The organism is Collinsella sp. CLA-SR-H006 (assembly GCF_040097075.1).
GTDB lineage: Bacteria > Actinomycetota > Coriobacteriia > Coriobacteriales > Coriobacteriaceae > Collinsella.
In genome coordinates, this window is sequence record NZ_JBBNPD010000002.1 from 173,664 (window position 1) to 189,067 (window position 15,404).

At 55.3% G+C, this 15,404-nt stretch carries 10 protein-coding genes; all 10 read right to left on the bottom strand.

The features are described from left to right. Positions 1–196 precede the first annotated feature (196 nt). Positions 197–937 (bottom strand): radical SAM protein, encoded by a 741-nt coding sequence (locus AAA069_RS02360; RefSeq protein ID WP_349127451.1) that lies wholly within the window; start codon positions 935–937, stop codon positions 197–199. A 94-nt stretch (positions 938–1,031) separates the two neighbouring features. Beyond that, positions 1,032–2,258: a three-Cys-motif partner protein TcmP gene (gene tcmP, locus AAA069_RS02365; RefSeq protein ID WP_349127452.1), complete on the bottom strand. Its 1,227-nt coding sequence runs from the start codon at positions 2,256–2,258 to the stop codon at positions 1,032–1,034. Between the two features lie 32 nt (positions 2,259–2,290). Continuing rightward, on the bottom strand, positions 2,291–5,383 hold the full coding sequence (locus tag AAA069_RS02370; RefSeq protein WP_349127453.1) for a DEAD/DEAH box helicase family protein: 3,093 nt from the start codon (positions 5,381–5,383) through the stop codon (positions 2,291–2,293). A 1-nt stretch (position 5,384) separates the two neighbouring features. Further along, positions 5,385–5,948 carry a hypothetical protein gene (locus AAA069_RS02375; RefSeq protein ID WP_349127454.1) on the bottom strand — a complete coding sequence of 188 codons (564 nt, stop codon included), beginning with the start codon at positions 5,946–5,948 and terminating at the stop codon, positions 5,385–5,387. 3 nt (positions 5,949–5,951) lie between these two features. Further along, positions 5,952–7,154 carry a restriction endonuclease subunit S gene (locus AAA069_RS02380; RefSeq protein WP_349127455.1) on the bottom strand — a complete coding sequence of 401 codons (1,203 nt, stop codon included), beginning with the start codon at positions 7,152–7,154 and terminating at the stop codon, positions 5,952–5,954. A 2-nt stretch (positions 7,155–7,156) separates the two neighbouring features. Next, complete coding sequence (locus AAA069_RS02385) at positions 7,157–8,953, bottom strand: class I SAM-dependent DNA methyltransferase (RefSeq protein WP_349127456.1); 1,797 nt, start codon at positions 8,951–8,953, stop codon at positions 7,157–7,159. 2 nt (positions 8,954–8,955) lie between these two features. Further along, positions 8,956–9,162: a hypothetical protein gene (locus tag AAA069_RS02390; RefSeq protein WP_118259959.1), complete on the bottom strand. Its 207-nt coding sequence runs from the start codon at positions 9,160–9,162 to the stop codon at positions 8,956–8,958. A 303-nt stretch (positions 9,163–9,465) separates the two neighbouring features. Next, the gene (locus AAA069_RS02395; protein WP_349127457.1) at positions 9,466–11,829 is read right to left on the bottom strand and encodes a hypothetical protein; all 2,364 of its coding nucleotides are present in this window, start codon (positions 11,827–11,829) and stop codon (positions 9,466–9,468) included. 448 nt (positions 11,830–12,277) lie between these two features. Then, positions 12,278–12,937 carry a 3'-5' exonuclease gene (locus AAA069_RS02400; protein ID WP_349127458.1) on the bottom strand — a complete coding sequence of 220 codons (660 nt, stop codon included), beginning with the start codon at positions 12,935–12,937 and terminating at the stop codon, positions 12,278–12,280. 988 nt (positions 12,938–13,925) lie between these two features. Further along, positions 13,926–15,332: an ATP-binding protein gene (locus AAA069_RS02405; RefSeq protein ID WP_349127459.1), complete on the bottom strand. Its 1,407-nt coding sequence runs from the start codon at positions 15,330–15,332 to the stop codon at positions 13,926–13,928. Positions 15,333–15,404 lie beyond the last annotated feature (72 nt).

Sequence of the window (15,404 nt, forward strand, 5' to 3'; positions counted from 1 at the left end):
AGAGCAATGGGCGTACAAGATGTTATGCGAGAAATAGCGATGACAGAGGTGCGCAAATAAGGTCGTGGATAGCAGCTCTCAATGGTCCCAAATTGCAACTAGCTTAAGGACGCATTGAAAAACATAGCTGCACGGATGCAGTCAGGACCACAGTGAAACCCGATACCATGACTACCAAACCACAGCAGGCTCAGCACTAGTTGACAGTCCCCTTTTTAATGTGACACTCGATGCCGTGATCAAAACAAAAATCACGGACTTCCCTTGCACTATCACGATAGAAGCGGGCGCAGTCGTCGTAGGAGCTTGTTAGCCTGTCATAGTGCGTCCTGCCAAAAACAATTTTATCGACAAAAGAGATCTTGCGCAGCAGCGCATCCAAATCTTGCTCGCAGATATTTGGAGTCGGATATGGCTCCATGCTAACCCAAGTCTTACAGCCAGCCTTATGGAGAGACTCGAGAGCGGCAAGCCTGACTGAGTATGCCGCTGCACCGGGTTCCATCCTTTTCCGATTGTCCTCATCAAGTGACACCAAGGTAATTCCATAGGTGTTCAACGCCGCATTAGGCAACGCCGCAAGTTCAACGGGAAGCTCTCCTTTCGTTAGAATGCTGCACGGCTTACCGTACTCGTTAATGAGCTCAATTGCACCCAAGCTCATACTGCCAACTTCTGGATATCCGAGCATAAAAGGATCGGTTGTAAAGCACAGTTGAACCTGTTTTATCTCATCACAATAACGCGGCAACTCTTTGCGCAGCAGATCCAAAGTGTTGTCGACAAGGCTCGGCCGCCGCCATTCCTCGTATGTTTTGACACGCCCAAAACGTTTTGCCATTAAATATGCATAGCATGGAAAATTGCATCCATGCGAACAGCCTTGCACATGATTCATCGCCCAATCGCCATATTCAACTTTTGTACGGTAGAGCATACTTTTTCGATATATGTGCCCAAGTTGTTCCATTGTTCTTTAATTCTCTTCTCGCTAAACTTCCTCACACCAAAGATACGACCGACCTAAGCACTCATCTTGCTCGATAAACCTCGTCTTTGAGCGCAAAGCTCTTTTTTGGCTTTCCTTTCAAAGTGAACTTGACCGCACGCTCAAGAACACCTTCCTCAATCATTGGGCCCACATAGGTCTTCAAAATAGTATTGCTTCTGTCAAAGACTCCGCACTCGGAAATCAACGTGGCAGCAATATCGCCCATTTTCATGTTTTGGTGAACGGGCATATGCTGGACAAAATCACTGGCCTTGGCCGCAATTACGGCAGTCTCAACATTGCGACCATCAACATCCACCGCAAACAATCCCAACTGCTTGCATTGCCGGTCGAGGTTGCGCTTAATCATGTTATCGTTCATCAGAACGCAACCGTCTGGGCTATTGGTCATATGGATCATTCTATATTTGACGAGCCCACCGACATTAACGCGTTTACTCATATCTTTGATAGGCATATTCGTTACATACTTATAGTAAGAACGCGCGTTGTTGCAAAAGAGTTCCGAGAGCGCATGTTCAGCCTGCCAAGCGTCGATCTCTCCAGCCTTATAACGAACGACCACTTCTTTCCAGTTACCACTTCCGATGCAGGCATTCAGACGTTCAACCCAAACGCTGGCTTTCGTGAGCTCATTAAAGTCGTCTTCCGGCAGTTCAACTTCATTTGGAAGTGACAGTGGCACTTTCATGGCAGCGCAGGCAACGCGGAATAGACCAAAACTATTGAAGTTGACCAGGGCCTCCGTGTGAGCCATATTCGGCGAATTAGTTAGAAGATCGAGTCGTAGGTCTTTAACCCCGAATGGATCGATGTAATAGAAGACTGTTGAGGGCTTACCGCCCCCACAAACGCTAGTTTGTTGTGCCCGTCTTATAGCATCCTCGCAACTGGAAACGATAATTGGCGGCTTGATATAGCCGCTAGCTCCCTTTGCTTCGTTAAATGTCGATTCGAGATGCTTTCTAGATTCCGCGTTGGATTCACTAAGAATGAACTGGATGGGCGTCTTTGAACGATTTTTCTTTGCAATTGCAAAATACTTAGAAAGGGCAATCAAGGGAGATCCTTTACTGCCATCGGCAAATAAACCCGCACCAGCAAAAGCATCGATATAAAGAATGCCGTTCCGTGAAGGTCGATACACTTTAGTGAAAAAAGGCGTTAGATAGCATGCCAGAAGATCATCCTTAGTCTCAGACCACGGATGTTTTGCCTGAAAGTAATCTGACTGATTTTTTGCCATGCTAAGCCCACCTTGCTCTTAGTCCTCATCGTCTACTTGAACTTCTCCACCAGCAACTGCCCGATGGCGCTCATCATGGCGCGATACTTCTCACTGTCCTCAAAGAGGCTGGTAAAGGAGTCCGTGTTCTCCACATAGGCGCGGCGAGCCTCTTCATCGAACACCTTGGGCAGCAGGCTTGATTCGAAGACCTGTCTGCCGTCGCGACGGATGGTGTCGGCGACCTGCGGGTTTTCGGCGATACGCTTCCACAGCGTGTCGATAACCACACGATCTCCCTCGGTGAAGTTGCCAGCCCACTGCTCGTTGAACTTATCCACGAGCACCTGCAGCGGGTCGCGCTTCTTGTCGGGCGTCACGGTCTTGGCTGCGCCACCGGGATCGAGCACGCCGCCGCCAGGCTCAAGCGAAATGCTGCCCTCGAACTCTTGCTTGAGCTTGTAGAAGCGCATCTCGACCTTGTCGTCCACCGCCTCGACGGGGATCTTCTCGACCTTGAGGAGGTGGCGCAGATAGCTCAGATACACGTACTCCTTATGCAGGTCGCGATCGAACATGCGAACAATCTGGGTGATGTAGGTGTACCACTTGCAGAAGCTACGCACCTTACGACGCACCTGATAGCGCGAGTCGTCATCCAGCTCGTTGTAGCGCGAGACCGCAGGCTTCAAAACGGCAGCAAGCTTGCCCTGCACGTTGCCCTGCAGCTTACCCTTGTCATCCGTGAAGACAATCTCGGCCGCGGCCTCGATGTCGTCCTCGTCGTAGAGCTTGTAGCCGCGAATGTCGGTCTGCACCTGATAGAGGAGGTCGGTGTTGATCTGCTCGGAAAGCGACGTCTCGGCATAGAAGCGCTCGAACGCCTTCTGGATATCCTCGGGCTTGTTCACGAAGTCGAGGATGTAGGTGTCCTCCTTGTCCGGATGGATACGGTTGACGCGGCAGAGCGTCTGAACCGCCTTCACGTCCTTGAGCTTCTTGTCCACCACCAGCGTGTGAAGCAGAGGCTCATCGAAGCCCGTCTGGTACTTCTCGGCGACAACGAGCACGTCACCATAGTTGTGGAACTCGGCCTTCGTTTGGCTCTCGGCGACACGTTGCCCATCGTGGCCGACGTTGATAGACGGCTCGGTGTACTCGGGACCGTTGGGGCCATTCACGGGGTCGCTGATGGCACCCGAGAACGCCACCAGCACCTCGATGTCGTCGTAGCCCTTCTTCTGCATGTAGCGCTTGATCTCGTGGTAGTAGCGAACCGTCGCGAGGCGCGAGGCAGTGACCACCATCATCTTGCCCTTGCCGCGGATCTTGGTGCGCGTAACGTTGCGGAACGTCTCCACGATGAGCTCGGCCTTCTGACCGAGAGCGTAGGGATGCAGCTCCTTGTACTTGCGGAGCAGCTTGAGCGTGGGGCTGCTGGGCACATCGGGGTTGTCGGGGACCGTGCGCGCGAGCTCGACGGCCTCCGAATAACTCACGTAGTTGGCGAGGGGGTCCATAATGAAGCCCTCCTCTATCGCCTGGCGCATCGAGTAGACGTGGAACGGGTGGAAGGACCCGTCAGGCCACTCATCGCCGAAGATCTCGAGCGTCTGTTCCTTTGGCGTGGCGGTAAAGGCAACGAAGGTCAGGTTCTTGTGACGGCCGTGGCTCGCGAGCTCGTCGGCGAGCTGGTCCTCCCAATCGGCTGCGGCGTCCTCGGCTTCCGCCTCGATCTCAGCGTACTCCTCGAGCGCGTCGCGCTTGTCGGCAAGGGCGCTCTTGAGTTTGAGCGCGCTCGTTCCCGTCTGGGACGAGTGCGCCTCGTCGACGATGATGGCGAAGCGCTTGCCCTTGCTCTCGACCTGCTCGTAAATCACGGGGAACTTTTGCAGGGTCGAGACGATGAGACGAGCGCCGCCGTTGATGGCGTCCCGCAGGTCGGCCGAGGTCTTGTCCTTGCCGATGGTCACGACCGAGCCGATGGCGTGGTCGAAGCCCGAGATGGTCTCCTGCAGCTGGCTGTCGAGAACGCGACGGTCGGTGACGACGACCACGGAGTCGAACAGCGGGGTGTCATCCACAAAGAGGGATGCAAGGCGATAGGCCGTCCAGGCGATGCTGTTAGACTTGCCCGACCCCGCCGAATGCTGCACGAGGTAGTTCTTGCCCGTCCCGTTCGCGCGCACGTCGGCGATGACCTTACGCACGGAGTCGAGCTGGTGGTAACGGGGGAAGATGATGCGCTCCTTCTTACGCTTCACCTCGTTGCCGCGCGCATCGAGCTCTGTCTCTTCCTTGACCTCCAGGTGAAGGAACTTGTTGACGATATCGAGCAGGCTGTCCTTCTGCAGGGCGACCTCCCACAAGTGACTCGTGGCATAACCGTCGGGATTTGCGGGGTTGCCGGCGCCGCCGTCGTTTCCCGCCCCGGCGGAGCCCTGGTTGAACGGCAGGAAGAAGGTCTTCGCGCCCTCCAGCTTGGTGGTCATGTAGACATTTTCGAGATCGACGGCGAAAAATGCCAGCATGCGCGCGTTGAACTTGAGACAGCGACACCGTGGATCGCGGTCCTCGCGCCACTGGCGCATGGCGTTCTCGACGTCTTGGCCGGTGAACTGGTCCTTGAGCTCTATGCCCACCAGGGGGATGCCGTTCACGTCCAGGACCATGTCGATGGTCTGGTTGCCCGTCTCGGCGAAGTGGAACTGGCGGATGCAGCGGCAAACGTTCTTGGCATAGCGATCGGCGGCGCTTTCGTTAAGACCGCTCTCCGGCTTGAAGAATACAACTTTGAACGGAATTCCTCGGTGCTTGAAGCCGTGTTTGAGCACTGCAACCATGCCTAGGCGGTCGACGGCGTCGTTGAAGACTTTGGCGAACTTCGCCGTGGAATCGGAGTTGCACATGCGCTCGAAGCGCTCCCAAGCCTTGGGCTGCGTCGTCTGGATAAAGTTGACCAGAGTCGTAGCGTCGAGCGCGCGGTCGCGGTGTTCCATGTAGCCGCCGCCGACCATCTGATAGGTGCCGTCCTCGACGTAGAGGAGCGAATGTTTATCGTCGCACTTAAGGAAACCGCCCGCAGGCGAGCAGAGGAACGACTCTATGTCCTGCTCGAGGTTCTTTTCCTTTGTCTGCGCAGACATGCTACAGCCTCATCTCTCTCAGCTCACGACCGAAAAGAACGAGCCACGGAAATATGCTCTTGTTTAGCACCATGTACATCTTCGCGCGCTGCTTTTCTGTCGGTGCCGTCCTCTTGTTGAACATATCCACCATGAACTCGTAATCGTTTCGGCCGTCGTAACCGTTGTACCTGTTGGGCGGAAAAGCACCTTTCTCGTAAAGGAAGGCGTAGAGACATCGAGAGAACAGGTCCCTGTTCATGCCGTCGAGTCGTACGTCCGGCCTTCTTGCCTCGAGGGCCTCCAGCAACTTGATTGCCGCTCTCCAACCTTCAACCTCGTTCTTGAGCTCATCGTTTTCGAACTTCAGGATGCAGGTTGAGCCTATTGGTGAGAGCTCGTTCCCGTTGACAGAGTTTTTGATAGTGAACTCATACCTAATGCCCTCGTGTCCGCAAAGACAATCGCCAGAAGCGTCCCCATTGTCACGGCATCCCGTCACGTGCCATTCGGAGATAGCGGCATCCCACGTTTTTGACGATGACGCTTCCAACACGATGCGAGGGAGACGATAGGAATCACCCATTGGCTACACCTCCCGCTTTCCGGTGACGGCCTCGTAAATGAGCGACTGCTTGTATGCTTTGAGGTCGGCAATGATAGCCTGCTTGGCCCCTATCGACTCGGCAATGGAAGCATACAGGTCATCCAGTTCCGCCACGATACGCTGCTGCACCTCGATAGAAGGCACTGGCACCGCTATGTCAAACAGATCGCTTGTATACAAGCGCCTGAAACCATCCGCAACACCAGAGATGCGAATTATAAATTCATCAATCACTGCTGCTGTATGGAATACGTACTCAAGATATTTCAGTGAGGTTCTCTCCATATCGATGGCCTGATAAACGGCATATTCCGGGCTAATCAAGCCGTTGTAAGGCGACACGTACATCACGCCGTAATACGCCTTTAGCTTATTGAAGACCAGGTCGCCAGCATGGACAATTTTGGCACCAACAAGGCTTGATGTCGGATTCGGTATGGCCAGTTCAATAGAACGAAGCACTCCACGAGCGATCGTAATTGACAGCGGCTCTCCGATTCCGTCAGGAGATTTATCCTTAGACTCCTTCAGCACGTATTTGAGTTTCTCCCGCGGCGCTTCGTGCGAAACTCTGGTAATCATCTCTTCCAAACGTGCAGAGCGATACAGGTTCAGCTCCTCGATAGACCGCTCGGCGGCGAAGACGGCGCGGTCGATCTCGCCGCACCTCTCGTCCAGGAAGTCCGCGATACGGCGCTGCTCGTCGAGGGGCGGCAGAGGCACCATTTCCGACTTTAGCTCAACAAGTGAAATATTTCTTTGGATTGTGCCGACCCCTCGACTGCACAGTTCAAGCACCTGCACAAAAGGACCTCTAAATAGATAATTAGCGAAACGATCATCTATATTGCTTGTGTTTTTCTCGAGAACATAGTAAGCGGGGCTGACTATTCCGCGGTAAATAGATATCCCAACGGATCCACGCCATGCTTGTTGGTTGTTTAGAACAAAATTGCCCGGACGAACCAGCTGATACTTCAACAAAGATTTGCTTGGCTTATGCACCTGCACCCCATCAGAGTCCACATAGCGGATAACTCCACGATTCAAGTAGACCGAAAGGAGCTCTTCGCTCTCGCAATTTGTGATGGAGACCTGTGAGTACAGTCGTTTGAACGGTGCAAAAGTCCATCCCGCGGGCACCTCGCCGAGCCACTCGACACCATTAACCTTCATCTCCCGCATCGCTAGCGCACCTCGCCGAAGAGCGCCTCGAGGCTCTTCTCAAGCGTCTTCTCGTGCTCGAGGATGCGCTTGGCGATCTCGTCAGCAGGTTCGAGCTCGGCGTACTTGTAGAACACGCGCGTGAATGGAATGGTATAGCCCACCTTGGTCTTCTTCTTGTCCACCCAAGCGTATTTGTTGTACGGGCGCACCTCGCGCTCGATATAGGCGTCGATGTCCTGGTTAAGGGGAATGTCCTCAGTGTCGGCCTTTGCCTTGTCGGCTTGCATCTTCCCGTGCTTGTTGAGGACGGGCTCCCCGCTCTCATCGACGACGGGACTCTCCACGGTCACGCGGTTAAAGCCGAACTCGACCGTCTCCATCAGACGCGCCTCGACAGAGACCTCCTGTCCGTTGGACCCTTCGCCAGTCCAGGTACCGTCGCGGTACTCGGAATACGCCCGGACGATAAGATCGCGGCAGGATTTGGTGATGTCATTCTTCTTGTCGCCGATGCCCTTGCGGCGCTTCTCGAAGCACTGGGAGGCGTCGATGAGCAGCACGTGGTCACGATGCTCGGGCGCCTTCGCCTTGCTGAAGAGCCACACGTATGTAGCAATGCCGGTGTTGTAGAACGAGTCGCAGGGCAGCTGCACGATGGCGTCGAGCCAGTCGTTCTCCAGCACGTAGCGGCGGATGCCGTCCTCGCCGCTGCCGGGTTTGCCTTTGTAGAGCGGGCTGGCGTCTTGGATGATTGCCATCACACCATCGTCCTTGAGCTTCGACAGCCCGTTGAGCACGAAGAGCATCTGGCCGTCGCCCTTGGCTGGGAGTTTCTCAACCGGGAAGCGCCCGCCGCCGGCGGTCTTGAACTCCTTCTCCACCGCAGCGGCCTGTGGGTTCCACGGGTCTCCGAACGGAGGGTTGGAGATGCAGTAGTCGAACTTGAAGCCCTCGAACTTGTCGGCGGACAGGGTATCACCAAAGCGCATGTTAGCGTCGTCCTCACCGCGAATGAGCGCGCTCGCCTTCGCGATGCCGAAGGTGAACGGGTTGAACTCCTGGCCGTAGCAGGTCACATGAGCATCGGCGTCGAGCTGGCGTAGGCGTTCCTCGGTGCAACCGAGCATCTGCGAGGTGCCCATGGTCTGATCGTAGACCGTCTTGGTGATGCGATCGCCTTCAAAGACGTGCGAGTCCGCCTGGATGAGCAGGTCGGTCATAAGGTACACGATGTCGCGGCTCGTAAAGTGGGCGCCAGCATCCTCGTCGTAAGACTCAGAGAAGCGCTGGATGAGATTTTCGAAGATATAGCCCATATCCACCGCACGGATTTTATCGGGAGACATATCGGCCTGCGGCTTGCAGAAGTCGCAGATAATCTGGTAGAGCAGTGGGGCATCCGGGTCGGAGAGGCGTTCGATCTGGTCGGCGAACTTCATGCGCGCCAGGATGTCCTGCACGTTGTCCGAGAACCCGTTGATGTAGTCCTTGAAGTTATCCTCGATGTTCTCTGGGTCGGCCTTAAGTGTCTCGAAGGTGAACTTAGAGGTGTTGTAAAAGGGGTAACCAGAGGCTTCGCGCAGAAAGCCGTCCTTCACGGCAAGCGTCTTGTATTTCTCAGCAGCGGCGAGAACAGCATCGTGTGTGGGAGCGAGACAATCATGAAAGCGCTTGATGACGGTCATAGGAAGGATAACCAGGCCGTACTCATGCGGCTTGTAGGGACCGCGCAGGGTGTCGGCAGCGCTCCAGATAAGGGATGCCTTCTCCTGAATATTAGCGCCAACGGCCTTGATGAGATCGTCGCTGTCTGCCATCGTTACTTCTCCTTCTTGGACAGATACTCGATGAGGCTCGTCTTTACGAGAGACGTGAAGCTAACGCCATTGAGAGCAGCCGCCTCCCTGGCGGCGTCGCGCATGTTCTTGGGAATGCGGACGGTTACTGCCACGTTCTCGCCGTCCACGAGGAAGCTTCTGAGCTCGCTCGGGGTTGCTTCTCCGTCGATAAGGTCGGCGTACTTCATGGGAACCTCCGCGATTGCATGATGCAATACAAATGTGCCTATGATTCTAGCAAAGGACTGAAAACTAATTACCGTCTAGCACAGATGGATAGGCAAGTAATTAACGCCAATAAGAAGGGGAATAACACTCTGAACCGTCGTCTCTCCCGCCTGAAGGAGCTCGATGAGAACTAGTCGGCAACTCAAAAAGACACCGAGCAAGCCGCTAACACACTTATCACGTTCCACAAAGAGATGGGTAAGCATGACGCCAGCTTGAGCGAGGGCGCTAATGGCATAGAATTGCAGCCAGACTGCCCGAACCTATTCATCACTTGATGCCGGCAAGCTGTTGAGCGACTCACTCTCACCGGCGGCACCAAGGCGCTCCTGCATCTTCTCGATCAGCTTAAGGGTTGAAGACAAATACCCAAGCCCCTTCTTCAACTGCTTGAGCAACCTGCCATCCCTGCGATCCCCCTTTCCATTCTCCTTCTCGACATCCTCCTCAACACCAGCGACGCTGCGCTGCACGGCCTCGGCTGCCTTCCGCACCAAAACGGCCCCCTCATGCGGGCAGCGGTCAGTTGCCACATCAAGAAAAGCAAGAAGCCTCGAACATTCAACGAGCACGAACTGCGCATAGTTCTCCCCCATCGATGCCGCCAAAGCAACGCCGCCCGATCCCAAAAGACCAAGCGCGGCGCCGCTCCCCGTAATCAAAGCAGTCCCGCCGGCCATTCCCATGCCACCGGTGGCCAAGGCTCCGCCGCCAGCCGCGGCAAGGCTCGCATTGACAAGCGCTGCTCCGTGGAGGCCGACAAACGAGCCTCCGAAGATGCCGACAGCGATATCCGAAGCGAATGCCGCAGCCACCCCTCCTGCGCCTACGAACGCCGCCGCAGCAATGGCACCGCCCACCAAGAGCTTTGGTAATGTATCCGAAAGCTCACGAGCGCGCGTCCCGCGATGCTTCTCGAGGGAACGTATGGCATCCGAATCAACCGCGTCTTGTCTCCTGGGAAATTCATCTTTAACCCAAGCCCCGCTCCCCTTCAAACCTTTGTATTCCTTCTTCTCTTCATCTCCTATCTGGAAATAGGGGCGAAACTCAACCAGCTCCTGAGCGATCAGCAAAGCGCGCACCTTGCCGCCTCGCTGCCGCGAAATAGCCTCAAGGGCTCCGTACGCATCTTCCTCGCTCAAAAAATAGCCGCCTGCATCAATGCCTAGGCCATCCGTGACCGAATCCTGCCACGCGCGGGCCCAGCTCCTCTTTTGCCCTTTGCGCACTTCGTTCTTCTCGTTCCCGCAGTCGTAGTTGATGGCGGCAAGCTTCAGCGAGAAGGCAATCCTCGTCGTTTCTCTATCTAGGCTATAAAAGTGGAATCCATCGAAAATATCCTGGCGGCGCCTGGCACGCTCAGTCCAAGCCTCGGACATTTCCTCCGCCATATAGCCCCAGTCGGCATGGAGGGCAAACGCAAGGCGTCCAACTCCAACGTAGCTTATTCGCAAGAAGAACTTCTGGGCGAACACGACCTTGTTCCCCTCGCATTCGATACCCGCCCTGACCGCCGCCGTCGCCAGATTCGCCAGAACGAACGAAGTACTCGAAACCGTGACCATGCGAGTGAGGGCCCTGCTGTTGTAGGGCATGAAATGCGAAGCCTTGAGCTTGCGCAAGCCGGAGACATCACTCACTTCGCAACGTTCTAGCTCGGCCTTGAGCCTTGAAAGCATGTAGAGACAACGAACGATAACCTCGTTGGCCACGACTGCTGGCACCTGGCTTAAGGCTTGATCGAAAAGACCGACTTCCGTCCGAAGGTCGAAGCGAATGGGCTTGCCGTCCTCGGTTTTGAACGCCGTTCCGTTAAACAGCTTTGAGATCCATTGCTGAATGCGAATATCCTTGCCCTTATAGGCAATCTGCATGTCTTGAAAAACAGGCAGGGAGGAGAGCTCCTTTAGCAGGGACAGCACAACGCCGGGAATACCCGTCCCCTTACCGGGGTTTGAACTAGACCCCGCCATGTCGCTCACGAGATGCATCGCCCAGAACAGAGTGCCAAACGCGATCTTCTCTGGAACGTTCCTGCCTACAAGAGGGCAGTCGGGATCGAAGGCGGCGGCAGGCAGGTCAAAGGCGACAAACCGTCCGGCCGTATCGGTACCATAGCCTTTGCACGTGAATTGCGAGAGGATCGAACACGCAAGGCCAACCAAGCTCGGGTGGTGCGAGAAATCCCGCAGATGATGTTGGAGCCCGCCGCCAAACTCAGCGGTTAGCTTGTCCGTGGCAAGAGGAAACTCTTTCTCTAGAAAGCGAATAGCGTCTTCTAGAGTTGCATCCGCCTTTGTCATACCCGCAGACTTGGCAATCGTAAGAACGAATTTGCCAACCTTCTCGTCGCCCCACTCTTTGGCACCCTCTAGGTTGAAGTCTTTCTGCCAAAGGATATTCAACGCGCCCGTGAGGAGCCCGCTAACGGCTGCAAGTTCATAGTCGAGCTTCGTAGCCTTTTCAGCCTGAGGGTCAAAATCAAAGAGGACCTCCTCCCCATCGGGAGCGTCCTTAAAACCAACCAGCACGGCGCTACCGTTCAGCGGCACAGATGTAACTTTGGGCAGTTGAGGCATGGCGTAAACTATCTCGCCAGCACTAAAAACAAGTTCGTCTGCCATATCGGCTTCCTCCTGCAAACGCGTAAAATCAGATTGCTCTACGCCGCCAAATCCCTCTTCGTAGAAGTATTCGAAAATCTAGGTGATGCAGTTGCTCAGAACCTCGTCGGGATAGTTCGCCACTGGCAGCCTATACACCTCATTGTGCACGATGACGCACACAGCGTCACGGGTCTCTGCCTATCTGTTCAGCGAATCATGTTAGCAAGCCGCTCTTCAATAATGGAAGCCATCTCGATGTCCACGCTCTTGACCTGCTTGGTCCCAGCGAGTGTCAGCGCGTCCTTGAGTAGGATCCCAAACGCAGTCTTCTGCTGCTGATCCTAGAATCCTTCGCGCAACCATTCCGTCCGCTTGTCGCCAAATGAGCCTCCTACCTCCCCTCTGCCTTCAGCTTCAGCAGCAGGTCTCCCAGCTCGGGGCACTTGTTGGAAAGGCACGTCTGGGGTCACTCGCCCATCCCCCACCGCTGGCGGACTTCTTGGGCGTGCAGGCTCACACGGTAGTCCCCGTCCATCATCTGTTTGAGCAGCTTGGCGGTCACGCGCGCATCGGCAAGGGCGCTGTGAGCGTGTCCCGTCGACTCGTCGAACTCGATGCCGAACCACGTTGCCGCATCGCTCAAAGAGACGCGCCCGTGGCTGCCAACGTCCATGATCGAGGTGTAAAACGCCTGCAGGTCGGCCCAGTCCGTAGGAAATGCGGAAAGGTCGATGTGCTTTGCCTGGCACTCGGTCAAAAGCTGTCGACGGTCCGTCCCGCTCCAACAGACCACTTGGGCGGAGTAGCGACCGATCCAATCGCTGAGCCTTTTGATCACCACATAGAGCGGATCGGCCATCGCGGTGTCCACGGCCGATATCCCCGTGAGCTCGCGGACGGGCAACGCAACGCCTTCGGTAAATTCCGTCTGCACAAACTGCGAGAACTCGCCCATAACGTTGCCGTGGTAATCGAGCTTGACGGCGCCGACCTCGATAATCTCATTGCGCAGTCCACGGCGCTGGCGCTGCTTTGGCACCGGCGCAAACTCAAAGTCCAGCACAATCTGGCGCGCAAAGTTCGTCGTATCGATGGCCGAGATACACGGCATCTTTTCAGCTGACACGGTTAGGGCCTTTCTCCGTTGCCTGCCGCTTGCTACATAGGCGGCTACATTGCCGTAAGGATAGGCGCCCGTGCGGACATGAAAGCGGGGCGCAATGCCATGCACCGGTCGCACGCCATGCAGACGGCCCCAAGAGAGTCGCCCGCTCTATTCAAATGCATGAAAAAGATTGAGGCCCGGTGACTTGAATCAGAGGTCATCCCGGGCCCATCAGAGCTCACAGAGCTCTTGGTTGCTTTGGTCTCGCTCTTCACGGCGCTTATCGAACTATCCGAGGCACTCAAGCAGCATTCGAAGCATAACAAGTCGCTGCCATTAAGGCATTGACCTCTTGACCAAGCAACGGCGCTGCCCAGCTCTTCACCACTTGGGCTGCCGTCAACTTTATTCTATCCGCGAGCATCTGGTTTACCAAATGGATTTTCGGTAAAGGAAGCCCGACGCCCCGCAAAAACACTACGCCCCAAGTGCCGCCATGGGGATCGCCGCCACGCCGTCGTCGCGTGTGTAAGCGATGCCCCCCTTGCCCACCACAACCGCCAAAAACGCCGGCGCGGTATTCTAAGACGCGCTTTCCACTTGAAGCCATGTCGATTCTGGGACACAGTTTCCGCTTGAAGCCCATCCGGAAAGCACGTCCCATTCCGAGGCTTGAATCCGGGACGTAGTTTCCACTTGAGCTCCTGACGGGAAAGCACGTCCCACTCTGAAGCTCGATTCCGGGATACAGCTTCCGCCAGAGACCTCAACCGGAAACGGCATCCCACTCTGGAGCCAGAATCCGGGACGCAGCTTCCGCTTGAAGGCCGATCCGGAAAATGCGTCCCAGTCTGAGCGCTCATTCCGGGATGCAATTTCCGGTTGAGAGCCGATTCGGAAACGGCGTCCCACCCTGGAGCCAAAATCTGGGACATGCTTTCCGCCGGCATTCCGCTGGCAGCTAGCACGACAACAGAGGGGCCCCGTTTCAGCCATTCGAGGACAGGCTTTACCCCCGAGCAGCGTTATCCCGCTCGCACATCTCGACAAACGAAATCAGCTTGGTATCTCCCCTGCTCGCCGCGGCTTCCTGGCATCCTTGCGTAAAGCCACGCTTCGAGAAGATCACGTAGCTTTTATGCTGCCGCCTAAAGAGCTCGCTTCGGTACACGAGCTTTTCCAGAACATCCTCGCCCACTGGCTCATTGCGCCATTTGCACTCCGCATACAGCGCAGTGCCCTCGCCATCGTCAACAATCAAGTCGATTTCTTCCTGCGTATGCGTGCGATTATCCGTCCCCCACCAGCGCCCGACGCTCGCCGGAACCACATCGAGCTGGCCCGCGCGCGCGAGTTCGTACACGTATTGTCTGCATATAAGCTCAAAGACCGTACCCATGTAATCCGATACGTGCGGCTCAATGCGCTTATACGCCATCTCGGCCATATCGTTTTGAATCAGCCCGATGTTCTGCGGAACAAACTTGTACCAGAACCTAAACATCTGGTCGCTCAGCAGATACACGACTCGCTTATTGCTCGTCTCGTTTAGGGGCAGCTCGCGCTCGACAATCCCAAGCGACGCCAGCTTATCCACATAGCTCTTAACGTTGCTCGCAGGGATTCCCGTGGAGCTCGCAATCTCCGAGATCTTCGAGCGCCCCTGAGCAATTGCTTGCACGATCGCATCATATTGCTCGGGATTGCGGCACTCTTGCAATAGCAGGTTACTCGGCTCCTCAAAGAGATAGCCCGTAGGAGTAAGAAAAAGACGTTTGATGTTGTCCTTGAGCGGTGCGACGGGATCGACTTTCTCGATATATGCAGGAATGCCGCCCGTCATGCCATAACAAACCGCAGCGTCTTCGCGACCCATGCTCTGCCACAGGTCGAGGGTCGTCGTAAAATCGAGCGGCATGATCTTAAACTGGGCCGTACGCCTACCGTATAGTGGGCTCTCGTAGCCCAACACCTGCTCTTCCATAAACGAAAGCGACGACCCGCACAGGATAAGCATAAGCTTGGTCTCTTTGTACAAGTGATCGATCTTGTCTTGCAGCAACGAGCTGATCTCGGGATTCGATTGGGCGAGATAAGGATACTCGTCGATCACGACAATCAAACGTTCCGTGCGAGCCATGGTAGCCAATGCATCGAACGCCTCGTCAAAACTACGAAACGACACGCCAGCAACACCAACGGAGCCCGCAAGTATCGCCTGGCTAAAGCCACGCAGGTTTGCCTCTGCATTGGTACGACGAGCTTGAAAGTAAATAGCCTTCTTGCCTTGGATAAACTCTGTGATAAGACGCGTTTTGCCCACGCGACGGCGGCCGTAAATCACAGGCATCTCAAAGGAGCCCGTGCCATACAGTCGATTGAGCTCGAACATTTCCGCCGTTCTTCCGATAAACATAGGGCCATCCTTCCTTTGCGTTATAGCTAGCTATATTATACCTTCCTATAATATAGCTAGCTATAACGTAAT